We start from the raw sequence: 17,802 nt of genomic DNA on the forward strand, positions 1-17,802 counted from the left end.
TCGACCCGGCGACGAACCGCCCACCTCCTTCACCCGGGCGCGGGCCCGGGCGCAGCCGCCGGCACCGGTACCGCGGCCCGACGTCGCACCCGCGCTCCCGGCGCGGTGGCGATCAAGCTCCCCGCATGACCGGTCAACGCCCGGACCGTGCCCGGTTCCGCCGGCTCCCCGGCCAAGGGGGCGAACCCGGCGCCGCCGGTCACCGGCGGCCTGGTGGCCAGTCGGCCGTTCCGATCGGCCGCGTACAGCCGTCCGTTCATCGCGGTGAGCGCGATCGCGCCGCCCGCCGAGCCGAGCGCGCGCCACGGGGCCCGGACGTCCGGGTCGGTGGGCAACTCGGCGGCGGACACGTGGTGCAGTGTGTCGTCGGCGGATACCGCGAACAGGCCGCCGTCGCACAGCGCGAGCGCGATCGTGTCGGCGGGCAGGCGGGCGACCGGGGTCCACGGCGCCGGCCGGGTGACCGGGGCGCGGCGCAACAGCCGACCGTCGGCCGTGACCGCGTACAGCACCAACGGCAACGGGCCGGACGCCTCGCGCGCCGCGGCCAGCGCCACCACCGATCCGGCGATGCCGATCGCGCGCCACGGCAGGTTCTGCCCGCTGACCTCGCGGCAGACCAGCGCGCCTTCGGTGTCCACCCCGAACAGCACGTCCTCGCAGGCCGCGAGGGCGCGGATGTCGCCGGTGGGCCCGATCACCTCCCACTGCGGTTGCCGGTCGGCGGCCAGTCGGTCGAGCACGTTGCGGGTGACCCGGTCCACCACCGGATCGGCCAGCGCACTGCCCCAGTTGATGGTGCCGGCGTTGAACACCGTGCCCGCGCCCAGCCGGAAGGTGCCCATCACCGCGTCGCCGCCCTGCCCGTAGCGGGCCCAGTGCCGCAGGTCGGCGGTGGCCAGCACGACGAAGGTCGGTGGAGTGCCGTCCCGCCCGGTGGCCCGCGGGACGCCGCGGCTCCAGTCCAGTTCGGCCGCGTCCGTCTCGTAGCCCAGCGCGCCCTGGGCGAACTTGTCGCCGTCGGCCAGCCCGGTGCCCGCGAAGACCCAGTGGTCGGTGAACCGGGCGATGTAGGCCTCCTCCCGGATCACCTTCATGCCCTCGCCCCACGCGCCCGCGCCGCGTCGGAAGCTGAGGCCGGTCATGGTGTTCTCCGGCCGGTTGACCGGCGCGCTGGACCACTCGACGGTGACCCGCTCGGGATCGATCGCCGACATCGGGTCGGCGACCGCGTCGCGATGGCACACCATGGTGCGGCCGTCGTCCTCCAGGCGCATCTGCCACCACGCCGTGTTTCCGGCGAAGATCGCCAGGTTGCCGCCGCCGCGGACGAAGTCCTCGACGGTGTCCCGCTGTTCCCGCGACCAGTACTCGTCGTGCCCGTTGATCACCAACAGCCGGTAGTGGGATAGCAATTCGTCGCCGCCATGCAGGTCCAGGCCGGAGCAGAACTCGACCGGTCGGCCGGTCGCGCGCAGCCAGCGCAGCAGTCCCTCCTCCCAGCGTTCCGGCGGTGGTCCGCCGCCGGGCCGGTCGAAGCCGACCCGTGCGGCGCGGTCCGGCTGTTCGGCGTAGTACAGGCCCTGCCCGGGCACGCCGGAGCGGTTGTACGCCTGCCAGGTGGCGAACGGCACCGACACCAGGATCGGCGCGCCCGCCCCCGGCCGCGCCGCGCGCACCACGAACCAGGCCTCGTGGTCCAGGGGTTCGACACCGGCGAGCGGGGTGCCGTCGTCGAACACGGCCCGATAGAGCGAGCTGGGCCAGTCGTCCGGGATCTCCAACTCCCACATTCCACCGTCGACCCGGGCGTGCGCGAGCACCCGCTCGGTGGTCGCGTCCACGACGGTGACCTCGCCGCGGACCTCGCCCCCGTCGGTGCGGGCGAGGTGGAAGCGCAGCCGGCCGCCCGCGACCACGGACGTCGCGCCGGAGTACGCCAGGATGCTCATGCGACCGGCTCCGCCACACGCTCCGCGAAGCCGGTCAACGCGCCGATCGGCAGCTCCCGCCCACCCGCCGCGCGGACCAACAGGTCCTCCAGCGCCACCAGATGCGCCTCCAGCGCGTGCACCGGCAGGTACGCCGTGTCCCCGGTGACGCTGACCACCAGCGCGTCGCCCTCGGCGACCACGTGCATGCAGTACCGGCACGCGATGAACTCGTGGCCGCCGGCCGGTTCGACCCGGCTGTGGGTGCGCGCCGCGTCCAGTTCGGCGGTGGTGGGCGCGGGCCCGGCCGCGGGCGGCCGATCCACCAGGCGCATGTCGTTGAAACAGCAGAACGGCCGGATCGGGGTCCCGCGTTCGGCCGCGATCCGATGCATCAGCTCGTTCCACCGGTCCGGGTCGTAGCCGGCGCTGCGGTACGCGCGCAGCGAGGCCTGCCACGCGGCGGGCAACAGGTCGGTGAAGCGCGCGGCCGGGTCCAGGTCCAGGACGAACAGGCCCTCCTGGGACAGGGTGGCGACCAGGTCGCGGCTGTCCGCGCGGAACCGGTTGGCCACGATCGGCAACATCACCGCGGTGTCCCGCCCGCCCGCGCGCGCGGCCAACACGGCGGCGCCCGCGAGCAGTACGGCGGATGGGCTGATCCGATGGCGCACCGCGACCGCGTCGGTGGCCCTGGCCAGCGCCGCGGACACCAGGCGCACGGTGCGAAAGCGCGGCGCGGCGGGTTCGGCGATCACGTCGGCGAACACCGTCGGCGCGATCCGCCGGTAGTGCGTCTCCCAGTGCGCCAGCGCCGATTCGCCGCGGCGCAGGCCGATCGTCGAGGACTGTTCGTGGGCCAGGTCCAGCGGTCCGGCCGAGGTCGGGCCGCCGGCCGAACCGCGCCGGATCAGCAGCCGCAGGTCGCGCACCAGCACCTCGACGCCGTGCCCGTCGGTCGCCACATGGCACAGCGCGAGCGCCACATAGCGCACTCGGCCGTCGTGCACGATCAGACCGACCCGGATCGGCCAGGCGCCGAAGTAGTCGAAGCGGGTCGCCCCCAGCCGCTCGGCCACGGCCGCCGCGACGGTGTCGGCGTCCTCCAGCAGCGCCGCCTCGATCACCTCCACGGACAGCGCGCCCACCGGGTGCCGCACCTGCCGGGGTTCGCCGTCGGCGGCCACCAGCCGGGTCCGCAACGCGTCATGCCGCTCCATCAACCGACCCAGCGCGGCACTCGCCCGGGCGACGTCCACCGGTCGACCACGATCGGCGATCGGGAGTACCCGGGTCATGTTGAAGTAGTGGTCGCTGGGTGCGGTCCGCCGGATGGCCTGCCAGATCGCCCGCTGACCCCACGTCAGCGGCGCCTCGACCGGGCCGTCGGCCGCGACCGCGAACGGCGCCGACACCCGATCGGCGCTCGCGACCGGATCCCCGCCCGCGACCCGGGATCTCGGCGCGCCGGTGTCAACCATCACCCACCGCCGCGCCGTTTCGGGCCAATCGCTCCACCAGAGTGTCCAAGTCCTCGACGAAGTCGAGGTCCGCGTCCAGGTCGAAGAACACGTCGAACTCGCCCTCCAGCGCGTCGATCAGCCGCAGGAACGTCAGCGAGCTGACCCCCGCCGCGGTCAACGAGCCCTCGTTGTTCAGCACTTCGCGCGCGCTGACCTCGCCGCCGCTGACCTCGGCGATCAGCGCGGCCACCCGCTCGCGCAGCGCCCCCGCGCTCACGCCGCGTCCCCGGCCAGGCGCCGGCGCAGGCTCAGCGGGCGGATGTCCGGCCAGACCCGGTCGATGTGCGCCGAGCACTCCTCACGGGTGCCGACGAATCCGGTGGGCACCCACCCGGCCGGCGGATCGGTGCGCAGCGGCCACAGCGAGTGCTGCTCCTCGTCGTTGACGACCACGCGGTACTGGCCCTCGGTGCTTGCGGTGTCGGTGCTCATCGCTGCTGCTCCTGGAGTTCGCGGATGGCGTCCGTGACGCCGGTGACGGTCGGGGTGTCGAAGAAGACGTCGAGCGGGACCTCGACGCCGAGCCGCTTGCGGATGCGCGCGGCGATCCGGGTGATGGTCAGCGAGTGGCCGCCGAGGTCGAACAGGTCCTCGTCCACGCCGATGTCGTCCAGGCGCAGCGCCTCGGCCCAGATCGCCCGGACGGTTTCGGTGACCTCGTCGGCGGGCGCGCCCGGGGTGCCCGCGGGATCGGCGGGGTCGATCGGCTCGGGCCGGGCCAGGACCGGCTCGGGCAGCCGGGCGCGGTCGAGCTTGCCGTTCGGGGTGAGCGGGAAGGCGTCCAGCACGAGGAAGGTGTTGGGCACCATCGCGGGCGGCAGGGTATGGGCGAGGTGGGCGCGCAACCGGTCCGACGCCACCGGGGGACGGCCGGGCTCGGGCACCACGTAGCCGACCAGGCGGGCGTGTTCGCCGTCCGCGTCCAGCAGCCGGACCGCGGCTTGGGCGATGTCCGGGTGCGCGGCGAGCAGGGTCTCGATCTCGCCCAGTTCGATCCGGTGCCCGCGCAATTTGACCTGGGCGTCCGTGCGCCCGACGTAGTCCAGTCCGCCGCCGGGCGCGTGGCGGACCAGGTCGCCGGTGCGGTAGAGCCGGCTGCCGGGCGGCCCGAAGGGGTCGGCCACGAACCGCTCGGCGGTCAGCCCGGGGCGGCCCAAGTAGCCGTGCGCGACGCCGTAGCCACCCAGGAACAGCTCGCCCGCCAGACCCTCGGGGACCGGATGCAGCCGGGCGTCGAGCACGTACGCGCGGGTGTTGGCCAACGGGAGGCCGATTCCGGGCGGCGCGTCACCGGCCGACTCGGCGTAGGTGGACCACACCGTGGTCTCGGTGGGGCCGTAGACGTTGATCAACCGGCCCACCACACCCCGCAGTTCGGTGGCCAGCGGGGCGGGCAGCGCCTCGCCGCCGGTGATCGCGGTCAGCCCGGGGCGGTGCAGCCCGGCCGCGAGCAGCACCCGCCAGCCGCTGGGCGTGGCCTGCACGTGGGTGATCGCGTAGCGCTCCAGCAGGGCCAGTTGCGCGGGGCCGTCGCGGTGTCGGTCGTCGGCCACCAGCACCACGCGCGCGCCGGTGATCAGCGGCAGCAGCAGTTCGACGGTGGAGATGTCGAAGGACAGCGAGGTCAGTCCGAGCCAGCGGTCCGCGGAGGTGGCGCCGAGCCGGTCGCGCATGGTCGCCAGCAGGTTGGCCAGGGCGTGGTGCGGGACCTCGACGCCCTTGGGCCGGCCGGTGGAGCCGGAGGTGTAGATGACGTAGGCGGGGTCGCCCGGTTCGGGGCGGGTCGGCGGTTCGACCGGGCTGCCGGGTTCGGGGCCGAACCGGTCGGGGCCGTACAGGTCGGGCCCGGTCAGCGTCGGGACGTCGGAGGGGGTACCGGCCGGTCGCGCGCCGTCCTCGGTGACGAGCGCCGCCACGCGCGCGTCGGTGCGGATGAAGGCGAGCCGTTCGGCGGGGTAGCCGGGGTCCAGCGGCAGGTAGGCGGCGCCGGCGGCGAGCACGCCGAGCACGGCGGCGACCTGTTCGCCGGTGCGCGGCAGTTCGATGCCGACAAGGTCGCCCGCGCCGATCCCGGCAGCGCGCAGCCGGTCGGCGAACACGTAGGCGGCCGAGGCCACCTGACGGTAGGTCAGGAACCGTCCCGCGCACACCACGGCGACCGTGTCCGGGGCGGCCGAGGCCCGTGCGGCGAACAGGTCGACGACGGTGTCCCGGGCCGGGTAGGGCGTGTCGGTGGCGTTGTCCGCGTGCAGGACGCGGACCAGTTCGCCCTCGGGCAGCAGCGGCAGGTCGCCGATCGGCAACTCGGGGTCGGCCAGCGCGGTGGTGAGCAGGGTGGTGAAGTGGCCGGGGATGCGCGCGGTCACGCCCGGCGCGAACGCGTCGGTGGGGACGTGCAGCGCGCCGTCGATGCGATCGCGGCCCTCGACCAGTTGCAGATGCGCGGTGTTGCGCGCGGTCGGCGGCAGCACGATCCACTCGACCCGCACCTCGACGCCGGGGAAGACCGGTTCGATCGCGCGGGTGCGCCGCCGGTAGCTGACGGTCAGCTCGGTCAACGCGGTCCTGGGGCCGAGCCCGCGCACGGTGTGGCTGTAGGGCACGTCCCGGAAGGCGTACAGGGCGCGCAGTTCCGCGCGCAGTTCGCGGGCGAACGCGCCGAATTCCTGCTCGGCGCCCGGTCGTGAGGAGACCGGGAGTTCGTTCACGAACAGACCCACCCGGCGGATGTCGGCCGGGGCACGGGTGGACAGTTCCACCGCGGTGCGCACGCGTGGGTTGCCGTAGCGGAACAGCAGCGCGTGCCAGGCCGCGAGCAGCAGTTCGAAGTGGGTGACGCCGAGCCGTAGCGCGGCCTCCTCCAGCGCGGCGACCGATCGGGGCCCCAGGGTGAACGGCACCGTGACGCCGGGCGCGGGTTCGCAGCCCGTGCGGGTGGTGGGCAGCAGGCCGGGCAGCACGGCCCGGCCCGGCTCCTCGCGGTGCCGGGCCCACACGGCGGTGGAGTCCGTCTCGGGTCCGGTCGGCGCCGCGCCGGCGGCCTCGATCGTTTCCGCGAGCGCGCGTGCGTCGACCGCCGTGCCGGCCGCGGCCGTGCCGTCCCGGGCCGCGCGATAGGCCCGGGCCAGGCCCGCCACCACGATTTCCTTGGACGTCCCGTCGAAGACCACGTGATGCGCGATCACCACCAGCGTGTGCCGGTCGGGGGCGAGGGAGAACAGCGTGAAGCGCGCGAGCGGTCCGGCGTACAGGTCGAAGGGCGCGGCGAGTTCGGCGCGGATCAGCGCGTCGATCGTGGCGTCGTCGGCGGGCGCGCGCCGCATCGGCGCGGGCGTGGCAGGCACCAGACCGGGCGTGCCGTCGGCCTCGCCGACCGCCGACGCCAGGACCGGGTACCGGGCGACGGTGGCCGCGCACGCCGTTTCCAGTGCGGCCACGTCCAGCGGGCCGTCGAAGCGCAGCAGTACCGAGAGGTGGTAGGCGGACTCGGCGGGCAGCGTGCGCTCGGTGACCCACACGCCCAACTGGGCGGCGGAAAGCGGCACGAAGGGCAGGGATGCGGCGAGCGGTGCGGTGGTTCGCGCGCCTTCGCCCTCGGTGGTCGGAGGTATCTGATCGTTCGTCACAGTCATGGTCGGACCTCGTCGTCCAGGAGCCGGCGCAGCTCACGCTTGAGGATCTTGCCGCCCTCGTTGCGCGGCAGGGATTCCCGGAACAGCACGAGTCCGGGAAGTTCGTGTGCGGCGAGGCGCTCCATCAGGAACACCCGCAGCTCGGTGGCGGTCAGATCGCCCCGGGGCACCACCGCGGCCGCGACGGTCGTCCCGAGCACAGGATGCGGGACGCCGAAGGCGGCGGCGTCGATCACCCCCGGGTGTTCGTGCAGGGCGTCCTCGACCTGCAACGTGGACACTTTGTACGCGCCGGACTTGATCACGTCCCGCTCGCGATCGACCAGGTACAGGAAACCGTCCGCGTCCAGGTAGCCGAGGTCGCCCATGCGCACCCAACGCCCGGAGAAGACCGCGGGATCGTTGTCCTCGCCGTAGTAGGAACGCGGTGTGGTCGGCGAGCGCAGCCACACCTCGCCGGTCTCGCCGACCGGCAATACCCGGCCCGCGTCGTCGGTCACCCGCAGGTCGCGCAGCGACGCGGGTCGCCCGGGCGAGTCGGGGTGTTCGGGGTCGAAGAGCATCGTGGTCTGCGCGGGCGCTGCCTCGGTGGAGGTGTAGTAGTTCACGATCTGGGCCTGCGGGAACAGTCGCGACAGACCCAGCGCGACGCTCTGCGGCAGTGCGGCGGCGGTGGAGCCGAGCAGGCGGACCCCGGAGAGGTCGTAGCGCCGCACGGCGTCCGTACCGAGCAACTCGATCGCCATCGCCGGGACCACGAACACGCTGCCCACCGCGTGCCGTTCGATCAGTCGGGCGAAGTGGCCGGGGGTGAAGCGCGGTGCGGCGATCGCGGTCGCCTTGGCGTCCAGCGCGTTGATCAGCATGGTCTGCCCGGCGTTGGTGCCGACCGGGAAGGCGTGCAGGAAGTGCGCCGAGTGGCCCAGCGGGCGGCGCCGCGCGTCCAGCGTGCAGCCGTGCGCGAGGTTGGCGTGGGTGGCGGCCACGCCCTTGGGGGTGCCGGTGGTGCCGGAGGTGTACAGGATCTGCGCGAGGTCGCCGGGCGCGGGCGCCGGGAGTTCGCTGCCGGGGTAGGTCTCGATGTCCTCGACCGGCGCGGTCCAGGCTCCGGTGCCGGCGTCGGGCGGGGTCAGTTGCGCGCGGTGCAGCACGGCGGAGGCCCCGCTGTGTCGCAGCAGGTGTCGCACCTCGGCGGGCGCGAGGCGATCCGACATCGGTACCGCGATCGCGCCGGCCCGCTGTACGCCCAGGTAGGCGGTGGCGTAGTCGATCCAGTCGCCGTTGCCGTACAGCAGCGCGACCCGGTCGCCTGCGGCGACGCCGCGGGTGCTCAGCCCGGCGGCGACCGCGTCGGCGCGTTCGTGCCAGGAGCCGAAGGTCAACTTCTCCCGGCCGCTGAGGATCGCCGGGCGCTCCGCTTCCAGCTCGGCGCGGTGGGCGAGCAGCGCGGACAGGCTCTCCGGGGCCCGGCGCGCGGCCGGGACCGGGCGCGGGCGGGTGCTGGTGCTCATCTCGACACCTCCGCGAGAGCGGGCGCGGATTCGGCGGCCTTGGCCCGGAGCCGGCGTTCGCGTTCCTGGATGCCGACCTCGTCGTCGGGCGGCGCGTCCGGCACGTCCCGGTCGAATCGGGCCAGCACCGGCAGCCGCAGACCGATCACCACCATCGCGACCATCGCGGCGCCGAACACCAGGTACACCAGACCGATGCCGCGGCCCTCGCCATGCCCGATCACGGTGCCGACGGAGCCGGCGAGCGGTCCGTCGTCGGCCATCAACGGCTCGAACAGCCTGGCGCCCAGCGGGGCGATGATGCCGTGTCCGATCGGCAGGGTGGACCACGCGACGAGCGTGTTGAGCGCGAACACCCGGCCGTGGAAGCGTTGCGGCACCTTGACCTGGACGATCGTCGTGTAGACGCCGTTGACCAGGGACAGCGCGCAGGACATCCCGAACGCGCCGATCCCCACCACCCACAGGCTCGCGTGCAGCCCGGTGAACGCGGACGCGCAGGCCAACCCGGCCGCCAGCCACAACATGCCGCGCAGTCGTTGCCGGCGCGGGCCGCCCCAGAAGCCCATCGCGATGCCGCCGACGATCACCCCGGCGCCGGCCGCCATCGACACGCGTGCGGCGCCGCCGAGCGAGTCGAAGGACAACACCAGCGGCGTGGTCAGTAGGAACAGCGGGGACAGGAACAGGTTCAGTACGGCGAACCACAACAACATGGCCCGAAAGCCCCGGTGTCGCCAGGAGTAGGTGAAGCCGTGTTTGATCTCGGCGGTGAGCGACTCGCGTCGACGCCAGGGCAGCGTGCGCGGGAACCGAACGCACGTGATGATGGTGATCGCGACCGCGTAGCTGACCACGTCCAGGATCAGGATGCCGCGCAGGCCGATCCCGGCCATCAGCCCCACGGCGACCAGCGGCACCACGAACTGGGCGACCCCGCCCGCCATTTGCACGATGCCGTTGGCGTGGCCGAGGTATTGCTTGGGCACCAGTTGCGGCACCGCCGAGGCGTAGGCCAGGCGCTGGAAGGTGAGTGCCATCGACAACGAGCCGAGCAACACGTAGATGTGCCACGGGTGCAGGTTTCCCGTGGTCAGCAACAGCAACAGGGCGCCCTGGGTGCCGCCGGCGGCCACATCGCCGGCGAGCATCACCTTGCGTCGGTCCAGCCGGTCCACGATGGCGCCGGCCAGGGGTCCGATCAGGATTCCGGGCAGCATGCCGATGACCGCGTACAGCGCGAACCGGCCCATCGAGCCGGTCTCCAGGTAGATCCAGATCGGCAGCGCGAACTCGGTCAGCGCCGAGCCGGTGATGGACACCAGTTGGCTGAACGCCACCAGCAGGAACCGGCCCATCCCGGGCTGGGGTTCACGCGTGGCGGAGTCCTTGGGCCGGTCGGGCCCGCGGGGTGGTCCGGCGGCGCCGTGGAACCACCAGGGCCCGTCCGCCTCGCGGGTGGGCAGCGCGTCGGTGTCCTGGGCGATCAGCGCCGGATGCACGCGGGTGATCACCTCGGCCAGGTCGTTCGCGCGGTGCTTGAGGAAGAAGTGGCCGGCCTCGTCGAGCATCACCAGCGCCACCCGATCGGCGATGGCGCACCACTCGCGGAAGCGTTCCTGGTGGAAGTCGGCGGCCGGGTCGCGGTCGCCCATCACGGACACGATCGGGGCGCGCAGTCGGGGCCGGTCGTCGGACAGCGCCTCGGTGAAGTACTCCTCGGCGGCCACCGAGTCCCGGCGCATGTTGCCGATGATGAACTTCATCTGGTCGGCGTCCAGGTCCGCCATGTCGGCGCCCATCGAGGTCAGCCAGTTGACGTAGACCCGGTCGCCGAGCAGTGGTTCGAGCGCGGCCACCTTGCTCAGCGCGCTCAGCACGCGGCTGCGCGGGCGCGCGAAGGGGAACTGTGCGCCGATGTACACCGCGTCCAACTCGCGTCCCGCCGCCTCCAGTTGACGAGCAACCGCGACGATCAGCGCGCTGCCGACGCCGCAGTGGCCGTACAGCGCGATCGGCCCCTCCACCCGCTCCTGGATCTCGGCGACGATCCCGGTGGCGAGCTCGTCGAAGGGGAGCCGCTCCTGGGTGACGCCGACGTCGTGTCCGGGGATCGCCACCGACCACAGGTCGTGGGTCTCCGGCAGCGCGTCGGCGAGCGGTTGGTACACGACGGCACTGCCCCCGCCGTATGGCACGCAGACCACGGACAGGGTGCGGTGCCCGTTCGGTACGGGGTTGCCAAGCCGGTACAGCAGCCGGGCCGGGCCGCGTTCGGCCTCGGAGAGGGTGGACAGTGCGGCGATCTCGCGGATCGTCTTGTGCGTGAAGACGTCCATCACGCTGACCGCCCGGCCGCCGATCTCCGGGAGTTGCCGGCGGGCGCGCGCGACCACCTGGGTGGCGAGCAGCGAGTGGCCGCCCAGGTCGAAGAAGTCGTCGTCGACGCCGACCTCGGGCAGCGCGAGCACATCGCACCAGATCCCGGCGAACAGCAGCTCGGCCGGTGTGGTGGGCGGTGCGTCGGCGGCGCCCTTGGAGCGGCGGGCCGCCGGCGCCGGCAGCGCCTTGCGGTCCAGCTTGCCGCTGGGAGTGAGCGGCAGCGCGGGCAGCGCGACGAACGCGGCGGGCACCATGTAGTCGGGCAGGATGCGCTTGAGCGCGTCCCGCGCGGCCTCGGCGTCGAACCCGGCGTCGAACCCGGCGTCGGTCTCGACGGTCTCGAACCGGGTGGCGTCCGGTTCGGCCGGATCGTGGGCCGGGACCACGTAGGCGGTGATGCGCTTGTCCCCGGGGGTGTCCTCGCGCACCACCACCGCGGCCTCGTCGATCCCGTCCCGGGCCCGCAACGCGACCTCGATCTCGCCGAGTTCGATCCGCAGCCCGCGCAACTTGACCTGTCCGTCGAGCCGGCCGAGGAAGCCGAGGGTGCCGTCCGGGCGCCACCGGACCAGGTCGCCGGTGCGATACAGGCGGGCGCCGGGCGGGCCGAAGGGGTCGGGCACGAACCGCTCGCCGGTCAGCCCGGGGCGGCGGTGGTAGCCCAGCGCGACCTGCACCCCGCCCAGGTACAACTCGCCGGGCGTACCCAGTGGCGCGGGCCGCATCGCGTCGTCGAGCACGTACACCCGGGTGTTGTGGATCGGTGCCCCGATCGGCACGGTGGTGATCGGCCCCGCGCACTCCCACGCGGTGACGTCGACGGCGGCCTCGGTGGGCCCGTACAGGTTGGCCAGCGCGCAGTCCGGCAGCCGCTCGCGAAACGTCCGCACGGCGTCCGGCGGCAGTTCCTCGCCGCTGCACACCACACGCCGCAGGGACGCGCAGCGTTCGACGTTCTCCTCGGCCAGGAACACGCTCAACATCGCGGGCACGAAATGTGCCAGGGTGACGCCCTGTTCGGTGATCACGTCGCGCAGGTAGGCGGCGTCCTTGTGGCCGCCGGGGCGGGCCAGGACCAGGCGGGCGCCGGTGGTCAGCGGCCAGAAGAACTCCCACACCGACACGTCGAAGCTCGCCGGCGTCTTCTGCAGCACCGCGTCGGCGGCGGTGAGCCGGTAGGTGTCCTGCATCCATGTGACGCGGTTGACGATGCCGCGATGGGTGTTCGGCACGCCCTTGGGCCGGCCGGTGGAGCCGGAGGTGTAGATCAGGTACGCGACATCGTCGGGCGCGGGCGCGACGTCGGCGAGTTCGCCGGGCGCGGGGGCGGGCCAGTCCGCGAGGTCGTCCACGGGCAGCACGCGTGCGGTGCAGTCGGCGGGCACCGGCAGGCGTCGGTGGGTGAGCAGTACCCGGGCGCCCGAGTCGGCGAGCATGAACGCGAGTCGCTCGGCCGGGTATTCCGGGTCCAGCGGGGTGTACCCGGCGCCGACCCGGAGCACGCCGAGCAGGGCGGCCACCAGCTCGGGGGAGCGCTCGGCGCTGACCGCGACCAGGTCGCCGACCCGCACGCCCTCGGCCCGCAGTCGGTGCGCCACCCGGTCGGCGGCGGCGTCGAGTTCGCGATAGGTCCAGGCGCGCCCGTCCAGTGTGACCGCGACGGCCTGCGGGGTGCGGGCGATCTGCGCGGCGATCAGGCTCGGCAGGGTGGCGTCGGCAGGCACCGGCGCGGTGGTGTCGTTCCACCGGGTCAGCATCGACTCGCGCTCGTCCGGGTCCAGGCCGTCGAGGGTGGACACCGGGACGTCCGGCCGGTCGGCCAGCACCGCGAGCAGCCGGCCCAGGTGGCGGCCCAGGCGCGCGATGGCGGCCTCGTCGAACAGGTCGGTGTTGTAGTTGAACGCGCCGCGCAGCCCGTCCGGCCACTCCATCAGGAACAGTTCCAGGTCGAACCGGGTGCCCCCGGCCTGAATGCCGAACGGCTCGGTGGTGAAAGCGCGTTCGGGTTCGGCGGCGTTCGCGGTTGCGTAGTTCTGTACGGCCAGCACCGCCTGGAACACCGGTGAGCGGGTCACGTCGCGCTCAACGTTCAGCTCGGTGACCAACTGCGCGAACGGCAACTCCTGGTGTGCGTAGGCCTCCAGGCAGGTCTCCCGGGTGCGGTCCAGAAGTTCGGCGAAGGTCGGGTCGCCGTCGGTGCGGGCGCGCAGCGCGAGCACGTTGACGAACATCCCGACCAGGTCCTCGACCTCGGGGTGCGGCCGACCGGCGACCGGGGAGCCGACCGCGAAGGCGCGCTGTCCGCTGTGCCGGGCGAGTACGAGTTGGAAGGCGGCGAGCAACACCATGTACACCGTCGCGCCGCGCTCGCGGGCCAGCGCGCCGAGCCGGTCCAGCAGTTCGCGATCGACCTCGAATCCGTATCCGGCACCGTCGAAGGTCTGTCGGGCCGGTCTGGGTCCGCGCGTGGGCAGTTCGAGCGGTTCGACGCCGGCCAGTTCGGTCCGCCAGTACGCGGTCTCGCGCGCGAGTGCCTCGCCGGTCAGCCGCTCGCGTTGCCAGATCGCGAAGTCGCCGTAGGAGACCGCGGGTTCGCCGAGCGGTGCGGAGGTGCCCGAGGTGTGCGCGGCGTAGCCGGCGAGCACGTCGCGGATCATGATCTCGCTGGACCAGCCGTCGCTGACGCTGTGGTGCACGGTCAGCAGCAGTACGTGGTCCCGCGGCGCCAATCGGATCAGCAGGGCCCGGAACAGCGGGCCCTCGGCCAGGTCGAACGGCACCGCGATGGCGGCGGTGACCAGCAGGAGCGCCTGCTCCTCGTCGGCCGCCTCGACGCGGGTGAGCGGGACCGGCGCGGGCTCGGCGATGTCCAGGTGCGGCTGCCCGTCCTCGTCCACCACGTAGCGCGAACGCAGCGTCTCGTGCCGGGCGGCCAGGTCGGTCAGCGCCCGGCCGAGCGCGTCGGTCTGCAACGCACCGCGCAGGCGGCGCGCGATCGGAATCGTGTAGGCCACCGTTCCGGGCGCGAACTGCTCCATGAACCAGAGGCGTTCCTGGGCGTAGGACAGCGGGGGGACGGTGCCTTCCGGGCGGCGCGGGATGACCGGACCGGAGTCGGCGCGTCTGCGCAGCCGCCGCTCCAGGAGTTCGCGTTTGGTCGCGGAGAGCGTGGTCGCGCGTGTCGGGGATTCCGTGCTCATGGCTGCGGACGGTTCCTCTCGCCGGTGAGCAGCCGCTCGGCGGTGTCGTCGTCCAGGGCCTCCAGGTCGGCGACCAGGAGGTCTTCGACGGCCGCGGCGAACCCGGCGAGGGTGCGGTGGGTGAACAGCGTGCGCAGCGGCACGGTGAGGTCTGCGGTGGCGGCGATCCGGGCGACCACGCGGGTGGCCAGCAGGGAGTGGCCGCCGAGATCGAAGAAGTCGTCGAGGGCGCCCGCCTTGTCCAGCCCGAGCACCTCGATCCAGATCTCGGCGACCAGTTCCTCGGCGGCGGTGCGCGGTGCGAGGTAGCCGTGCGCCTGGTCGGCGCGGCGGTCGGGGGCGGGCAGCGCGCGGTGGTCGAGCTTGCCGTTGGGGGTCAGTGGCAGCCGGTCCAGCCGGACCAGCGCGTCGGGGACCAGATGCGCGGGGAGCCGGCCGGCCAGGTCGGCCCGCAGTTCGGGTACGGACAGGCCGGCGGTGGTGACGACATAGCCCACCAGGGCCTGCTCGCGGGCGACGACCGCGGCCTGGACCACGCCGGGGCGGGCGAGCAGGGCGGCCTCCACCTCGCCCGGCTCGACCCGGTGGCCGCGCACCTTGACCTGCGCGTCCAGTCGGCCGAGGAACTCCAACTGCCCGTCCGGGCGCAGCCGGACCCGGTCGCCGGTGCGGTAGCGGCGGGCGCCGGGCGGCCCGTCGGGGTCGGGCCCGAAGCAGGCTGCGGTGGCGGCGGGGCGGCCCAGGTAGCCGTGCGCGACGCCGGCGCCGCCGATCAGCAGTTCGCCGGCCACGCCCGGCGGGACCGGGTTGCCGTGCGGGTCGGCGACGACCAGGTGCGTGTCGCCGATGGGGGTGCCGATCGGCGGCCGGCGGTCGGTGTCCGCGGGGCCCAGGTCCGCGGTGGTCGCGATGATCGTGGTCTCGGTGGGCCCGTAGGAGTTGACCAGGCGCACCCGATCGCCGAACCGGGCGCGCCAGGTCGCCACGGCGCCGGGCCGGACCTGGTCGGCGCCGAGGATGAGCAGGCGCAGCGCGGCCGGCCAGGCGATGGTGTCGGCGCCGGTCTCGACGAGTTCGTGCCAGTAGGGCGTGGGCAGGTCGAGCACGGTCACGTCGTTCGCGCCGCCCTCGGCGAGCACGTCGGGCAGCGTGGCGTCCGGGTCGGGCAGCACCAGGGTGGCGCCGGCGGCCAGGCACGGGTAGAGCTCCTCGGCGTGCGTGTCGAAGCTGAGCGACGCGCTGTGCAACACCCGGTCGTCGGCGCGGATGTGATAGCCGCGCCGCATCCACCGGACCCGGGTGGCGAGCGCGCCGTGCGGGACCAGGACGCCCTTGGGCGTACCGGTGGAGCCGGAAGTGTAGATCACGTACGCGGGGTGCTCCGGTGCGATCTCGACCGGCTCGACGGGCGTCCCGGTGTTCGCGGTGTGCGTGGGTGCGACGGTCGCGTGCTCGGCCGGGTCGGAGGACGTCGTGGTGTGCGTGGGTGCGAGCGCGTGCTCGGCCCGGTCGGCGAGCGCCTCGCCGTCCGTGGCGTCCATGCGTACGACCCTCACGTCCTCCGGCAGCCCGTCGGCGTGCGCGCCGTCCGTGATCACGACCCGGGTTCCGCTGTCGGCGAGCATGAACTCCAACCGGGCGGCCGGGTATCGGGGGTCCATGGGGAGGTACGCCGCGCCCGCGTGCCACGCGGCGAGCAGGGCCACGATCGCGTCCGGGCCGCGCGGGCACAGCACGCCCACCAGCGCACCGGGGCGCACGCCGACGGCGCGCAGTCGGGTGGCCAATGTGCGTACGCGCCGGTCGAGTTCGCGGTAGGTGACGGTCCCGTCGGGGGTGCGCAGGGCGATCCGGTCGCCGGGTACACGGGCGATGGCGGCGGGCACCGGCTCGACGGGCTCGACGGGGCCGCTCGCCGGGGCGGGGTGCGGGCGCAGTTCGCGCAGCCGCGCGCGGTCCGGTGCGGTGAGCAGCGGCAGCAGGTGTACGGGCGTGTCCGGGTCGGCGAGCGCGCCGCGCAGCAGGATCTCCAGGCGCTCGGCAAGATCGGCCACGCTCGACGCGTCGAACAGCGCGGTGCGGTAGCCGAACACGGCGATCAAGTCGTCGCCGTCGCGCCGGATGTCCAGCGAGAGGTCGAACTTGGCGGCCCGATGCCCGCCGTCCTCCTCCGCCGAGGTCAGGTCGGCGAAGCGGTGCGCGGGTCCGGTGTCCTGGTCCTGGGTGTGCACGGTCAGCAGGGTCTGGAACAGTGGCGCCGGGGCGGCCGGATCGCGGTCCACCCGCAGTTCGGCGAGAAGTTGTTCGAACGGGATGCGGTCGTGCCCGTAGGCGCCGAGCGCCGTCTTGCGGGTGCGCCGCAGGAGTTCGCCGAAGGTCGGCTCGCCGCGCAGGTCGGCGCGCAGGACCAGGGTGTTGGAGAAGTAGCCGATCGGTTCCTCGTGTTCGACCTCGCCGCGTCCGGCGATCGGCGCGCCGACGGCGAAGTCGCGCTGCCCGCCGTGGCGATGCAGCAGGGCCTGGTAGCCGGCGAGCAGGATCATGAACGGGGTGCACCGTCGGGTGCGGGCGACGGTGTCCAGGAGCGGGCCGATGCCGGCGACGCGGCGGGTGTGGAAGTCGGCGGCGGAACCGGTGTCGGCGGTACGCGGTCGGTCCGACGGCAGTTCGAGCGCGGGCAGGTCGGCCAGTTGTCGGCGCCAGTAGTCGATCGCCCGGTCGGTGTCCGGGTCGGCCTCGCGCTGGCGGGCGGCGTACTCGGCGTAGGAGGGCAGCGGCGCGAACACCGGGTCCACGCCGTCGCGGTGCGCGCTGTAGCGCAGTTCGAGTTCGCGGCGGAGCAGGTTGAGCGACCAGCCGTCGGCCAGGATGTGGTGCAGCACCACGCACAGCACGTGTCGGGTCGCGCCGAGCCGGATCAGGGTCACCCGCAGCGGTGGAGCGAGCGCGAGGTCGAAGCCCGCGTTGACCCGCGCGGCGAGTACCCGGTCCAGGGACCGGTCGGCGCCCGGGCCGCTCAGGTCGACGGTCTCGATCGGCACGGGGCCGGGGGGTTCGATCACCGCGACCGGGCGGCCTTGATCGTCGGGGAATCGGGTGCGCAGCGCGTCGTGTCGGGCGACGACGCCGTCGAACGCGGCGCGCAGCGCGTCCGGCCGGAGCGGACCGGTGAGCCGCAGCACCCACGGGATGTTGTAGGCGGCGTCGCCGGGCTCGAACCGATCGAGGAACCACAGCCGTTCCTGGCCGAAGGACAACACCCCGGCGCGCGGCCGGCCGGATGTGCGGGCGGACGCGGTCGACGCGATCCGCTCCGGGTGCCCGGTCGGCTCGATCCGCGCCCGGGAAAGCGTTCGTTCGTCGTCCATCTCGACCCCCTCGCCGGCATCGCCCCAGGGACGTGCGGCGCCGACCGAACGGCCGTCCCGTCATCCCGTTTCCGGGGCCCGACGCGGGCGTCGTGCCCCGGCACGGCGGCGCGTCGGACGACCTGACGTCACCCGATCGAAGTCCGCCCCCGTGGCGTGCGTCGGCCACGCTAGGAGTGCCATCGACAAGGTGTCAATGGTCTATACCAAATCGAATATTGGTCCAGACCTCGAAGCAAGCGGAACCCGCCCGAC

At 73.6% G+C, this 17,802-nt stretch carries 8 protein-coding genes; all 8 read right to left on the minus strand.

Features of this window, described 5'->3' with window-relative positions:
* Nucleotides 1-29: 29 nt before the first annotated feature.
* The 8 genes from ACIRL2_RS15415 to ACIRL2_RS15450 are packed head-to-tail and all read right to left on the minus strand — an operon-like array spanning nucleotide 30 to nucleotide 17,547.
* The gene (locus ACIRL2_RS15415; RefSeq protein WP_402232441.1) at nucleotides 30-1,952 is read right to left on the minus strand and encodes a N,N-dimethylformamidase beta subunit family domain-containing protein; all 1,923 of its coding nucleotides are present in this window, start codon (nucleotides 1,950-1,952) and stop codon (nucleotides 30-32) included.
* Nucleotides 1,949-3,412, minus strand: coding sequence for a condensation domain-containing protein (locus ACIRL2_RS15420; RefSeq protein WP_402232443.1), 1,464 nt, complete (start codon nucleotides 3,410-3,412; stop codon nucleotides 1,949-1,951). Before ACIRL2_RS15420 ends, ACIRL2_RS15415 begins: the two co-directional genes overlap by 4 nt.
* Nucleotides 3,405-3,671 (minus strand): phosphopantetheine-binding protein, encoded by a 267-nt coding sequence (locus ACIRL2_RS15425; protein ID WP_402232445.1) that lies wholly within the window; start codon nucleotides 3,669-3,671, stop codon nucleotides 3,405-3,407. The genes ACIRL2_RS15420 and ACIRL2_RS15425 overlap by 8 nt, the downstream gene beginning before the upstream one ends.
* Nucleotides 3,668-3,886: an MbtH family protein gene (locus ACIRL2_RS15430; protein ID WP_402232446.1), complete on the minus strand. Its 219-nt coding sequence runs from the start codon at nucleotides 3,884-3,886 to the stop codon at nucleotides 3,668-3,670. Before ACIRL2_RS15430 ends, ACIRL2_RS15425 begins: the two co-directional genes overlap by 4 nt.
* Entirely contained in the window at nucleotides 3,883-7,086 is a 3,204-nt protein-coding gene (locus ACIRL2_RS15435; protein ID WP_402232448.1) for an amino acid adenylation domain-containing protein, read from the minus strand. The genes ACIRL2_RS15430 and ACIRL2_RS15435 overlap by 4 nt, the downstream gene beginning before the upstream one ends.
* On the minus strand, nucleotides 7,083-8,597 hold the full coding sequence (locus ACIRL2_RS15440; RefSeq protein WP_395859157.1) for an AMP-binding protein: 1,515 nt from the start codon (nucleotides 8,595-8,597) through the stop codon (nucleotides 7,083-7,085). The genes ACIRL2_RS15435 and ACIRL2_RS15440 overlap by 4 nt, the downstream gene beginning before the upstream one ends.
* Nucleotides 8,594-14,179 (minus strand): amino acid adenylation domain-containing protein, encoded by a 5,586-nt coding sequence (locus tag ACIRL2_RS15445; RefSeq protein ID WP_402232450.1) that lies wholly within the window; start codon nucleotides 14,177-14,179, stop codon nucleotides 8,594-8,596. The genes ACIRL2_RS15440 and ACIRL2_RS15445 overlap by 4 nt, the downstream gene beginning before the upstream one ends.
* Nucleotides 14,176-17,547 (minus strand): amino acid adenylation domain-containing protein, encoded by a 3,372-nt coding sequence (locus tag ACIRL2_RS15450; RefSeq protein ID WP_402232452.1) that lies wholly within the window; start codon nucleotides 17,545-17,547, stop codon nucleotides 14,176-14,178. Before ACIRL2_RS15450 ends, ACIRL2_RS15445 begins: the two co-directional genes overlap by 4 nt.
* Between the last annotated feature and the right edge of the window lie 255 nt (nucleotides 17,548-17,802).

The organism is Embleya sp. NPDC127516 (assembly GCF_044765325.1).
GTDB lineage: Bacteria > Actinomycetota > Actinomycetes > Streptomycetales > Streptomycetaceae > Embleya.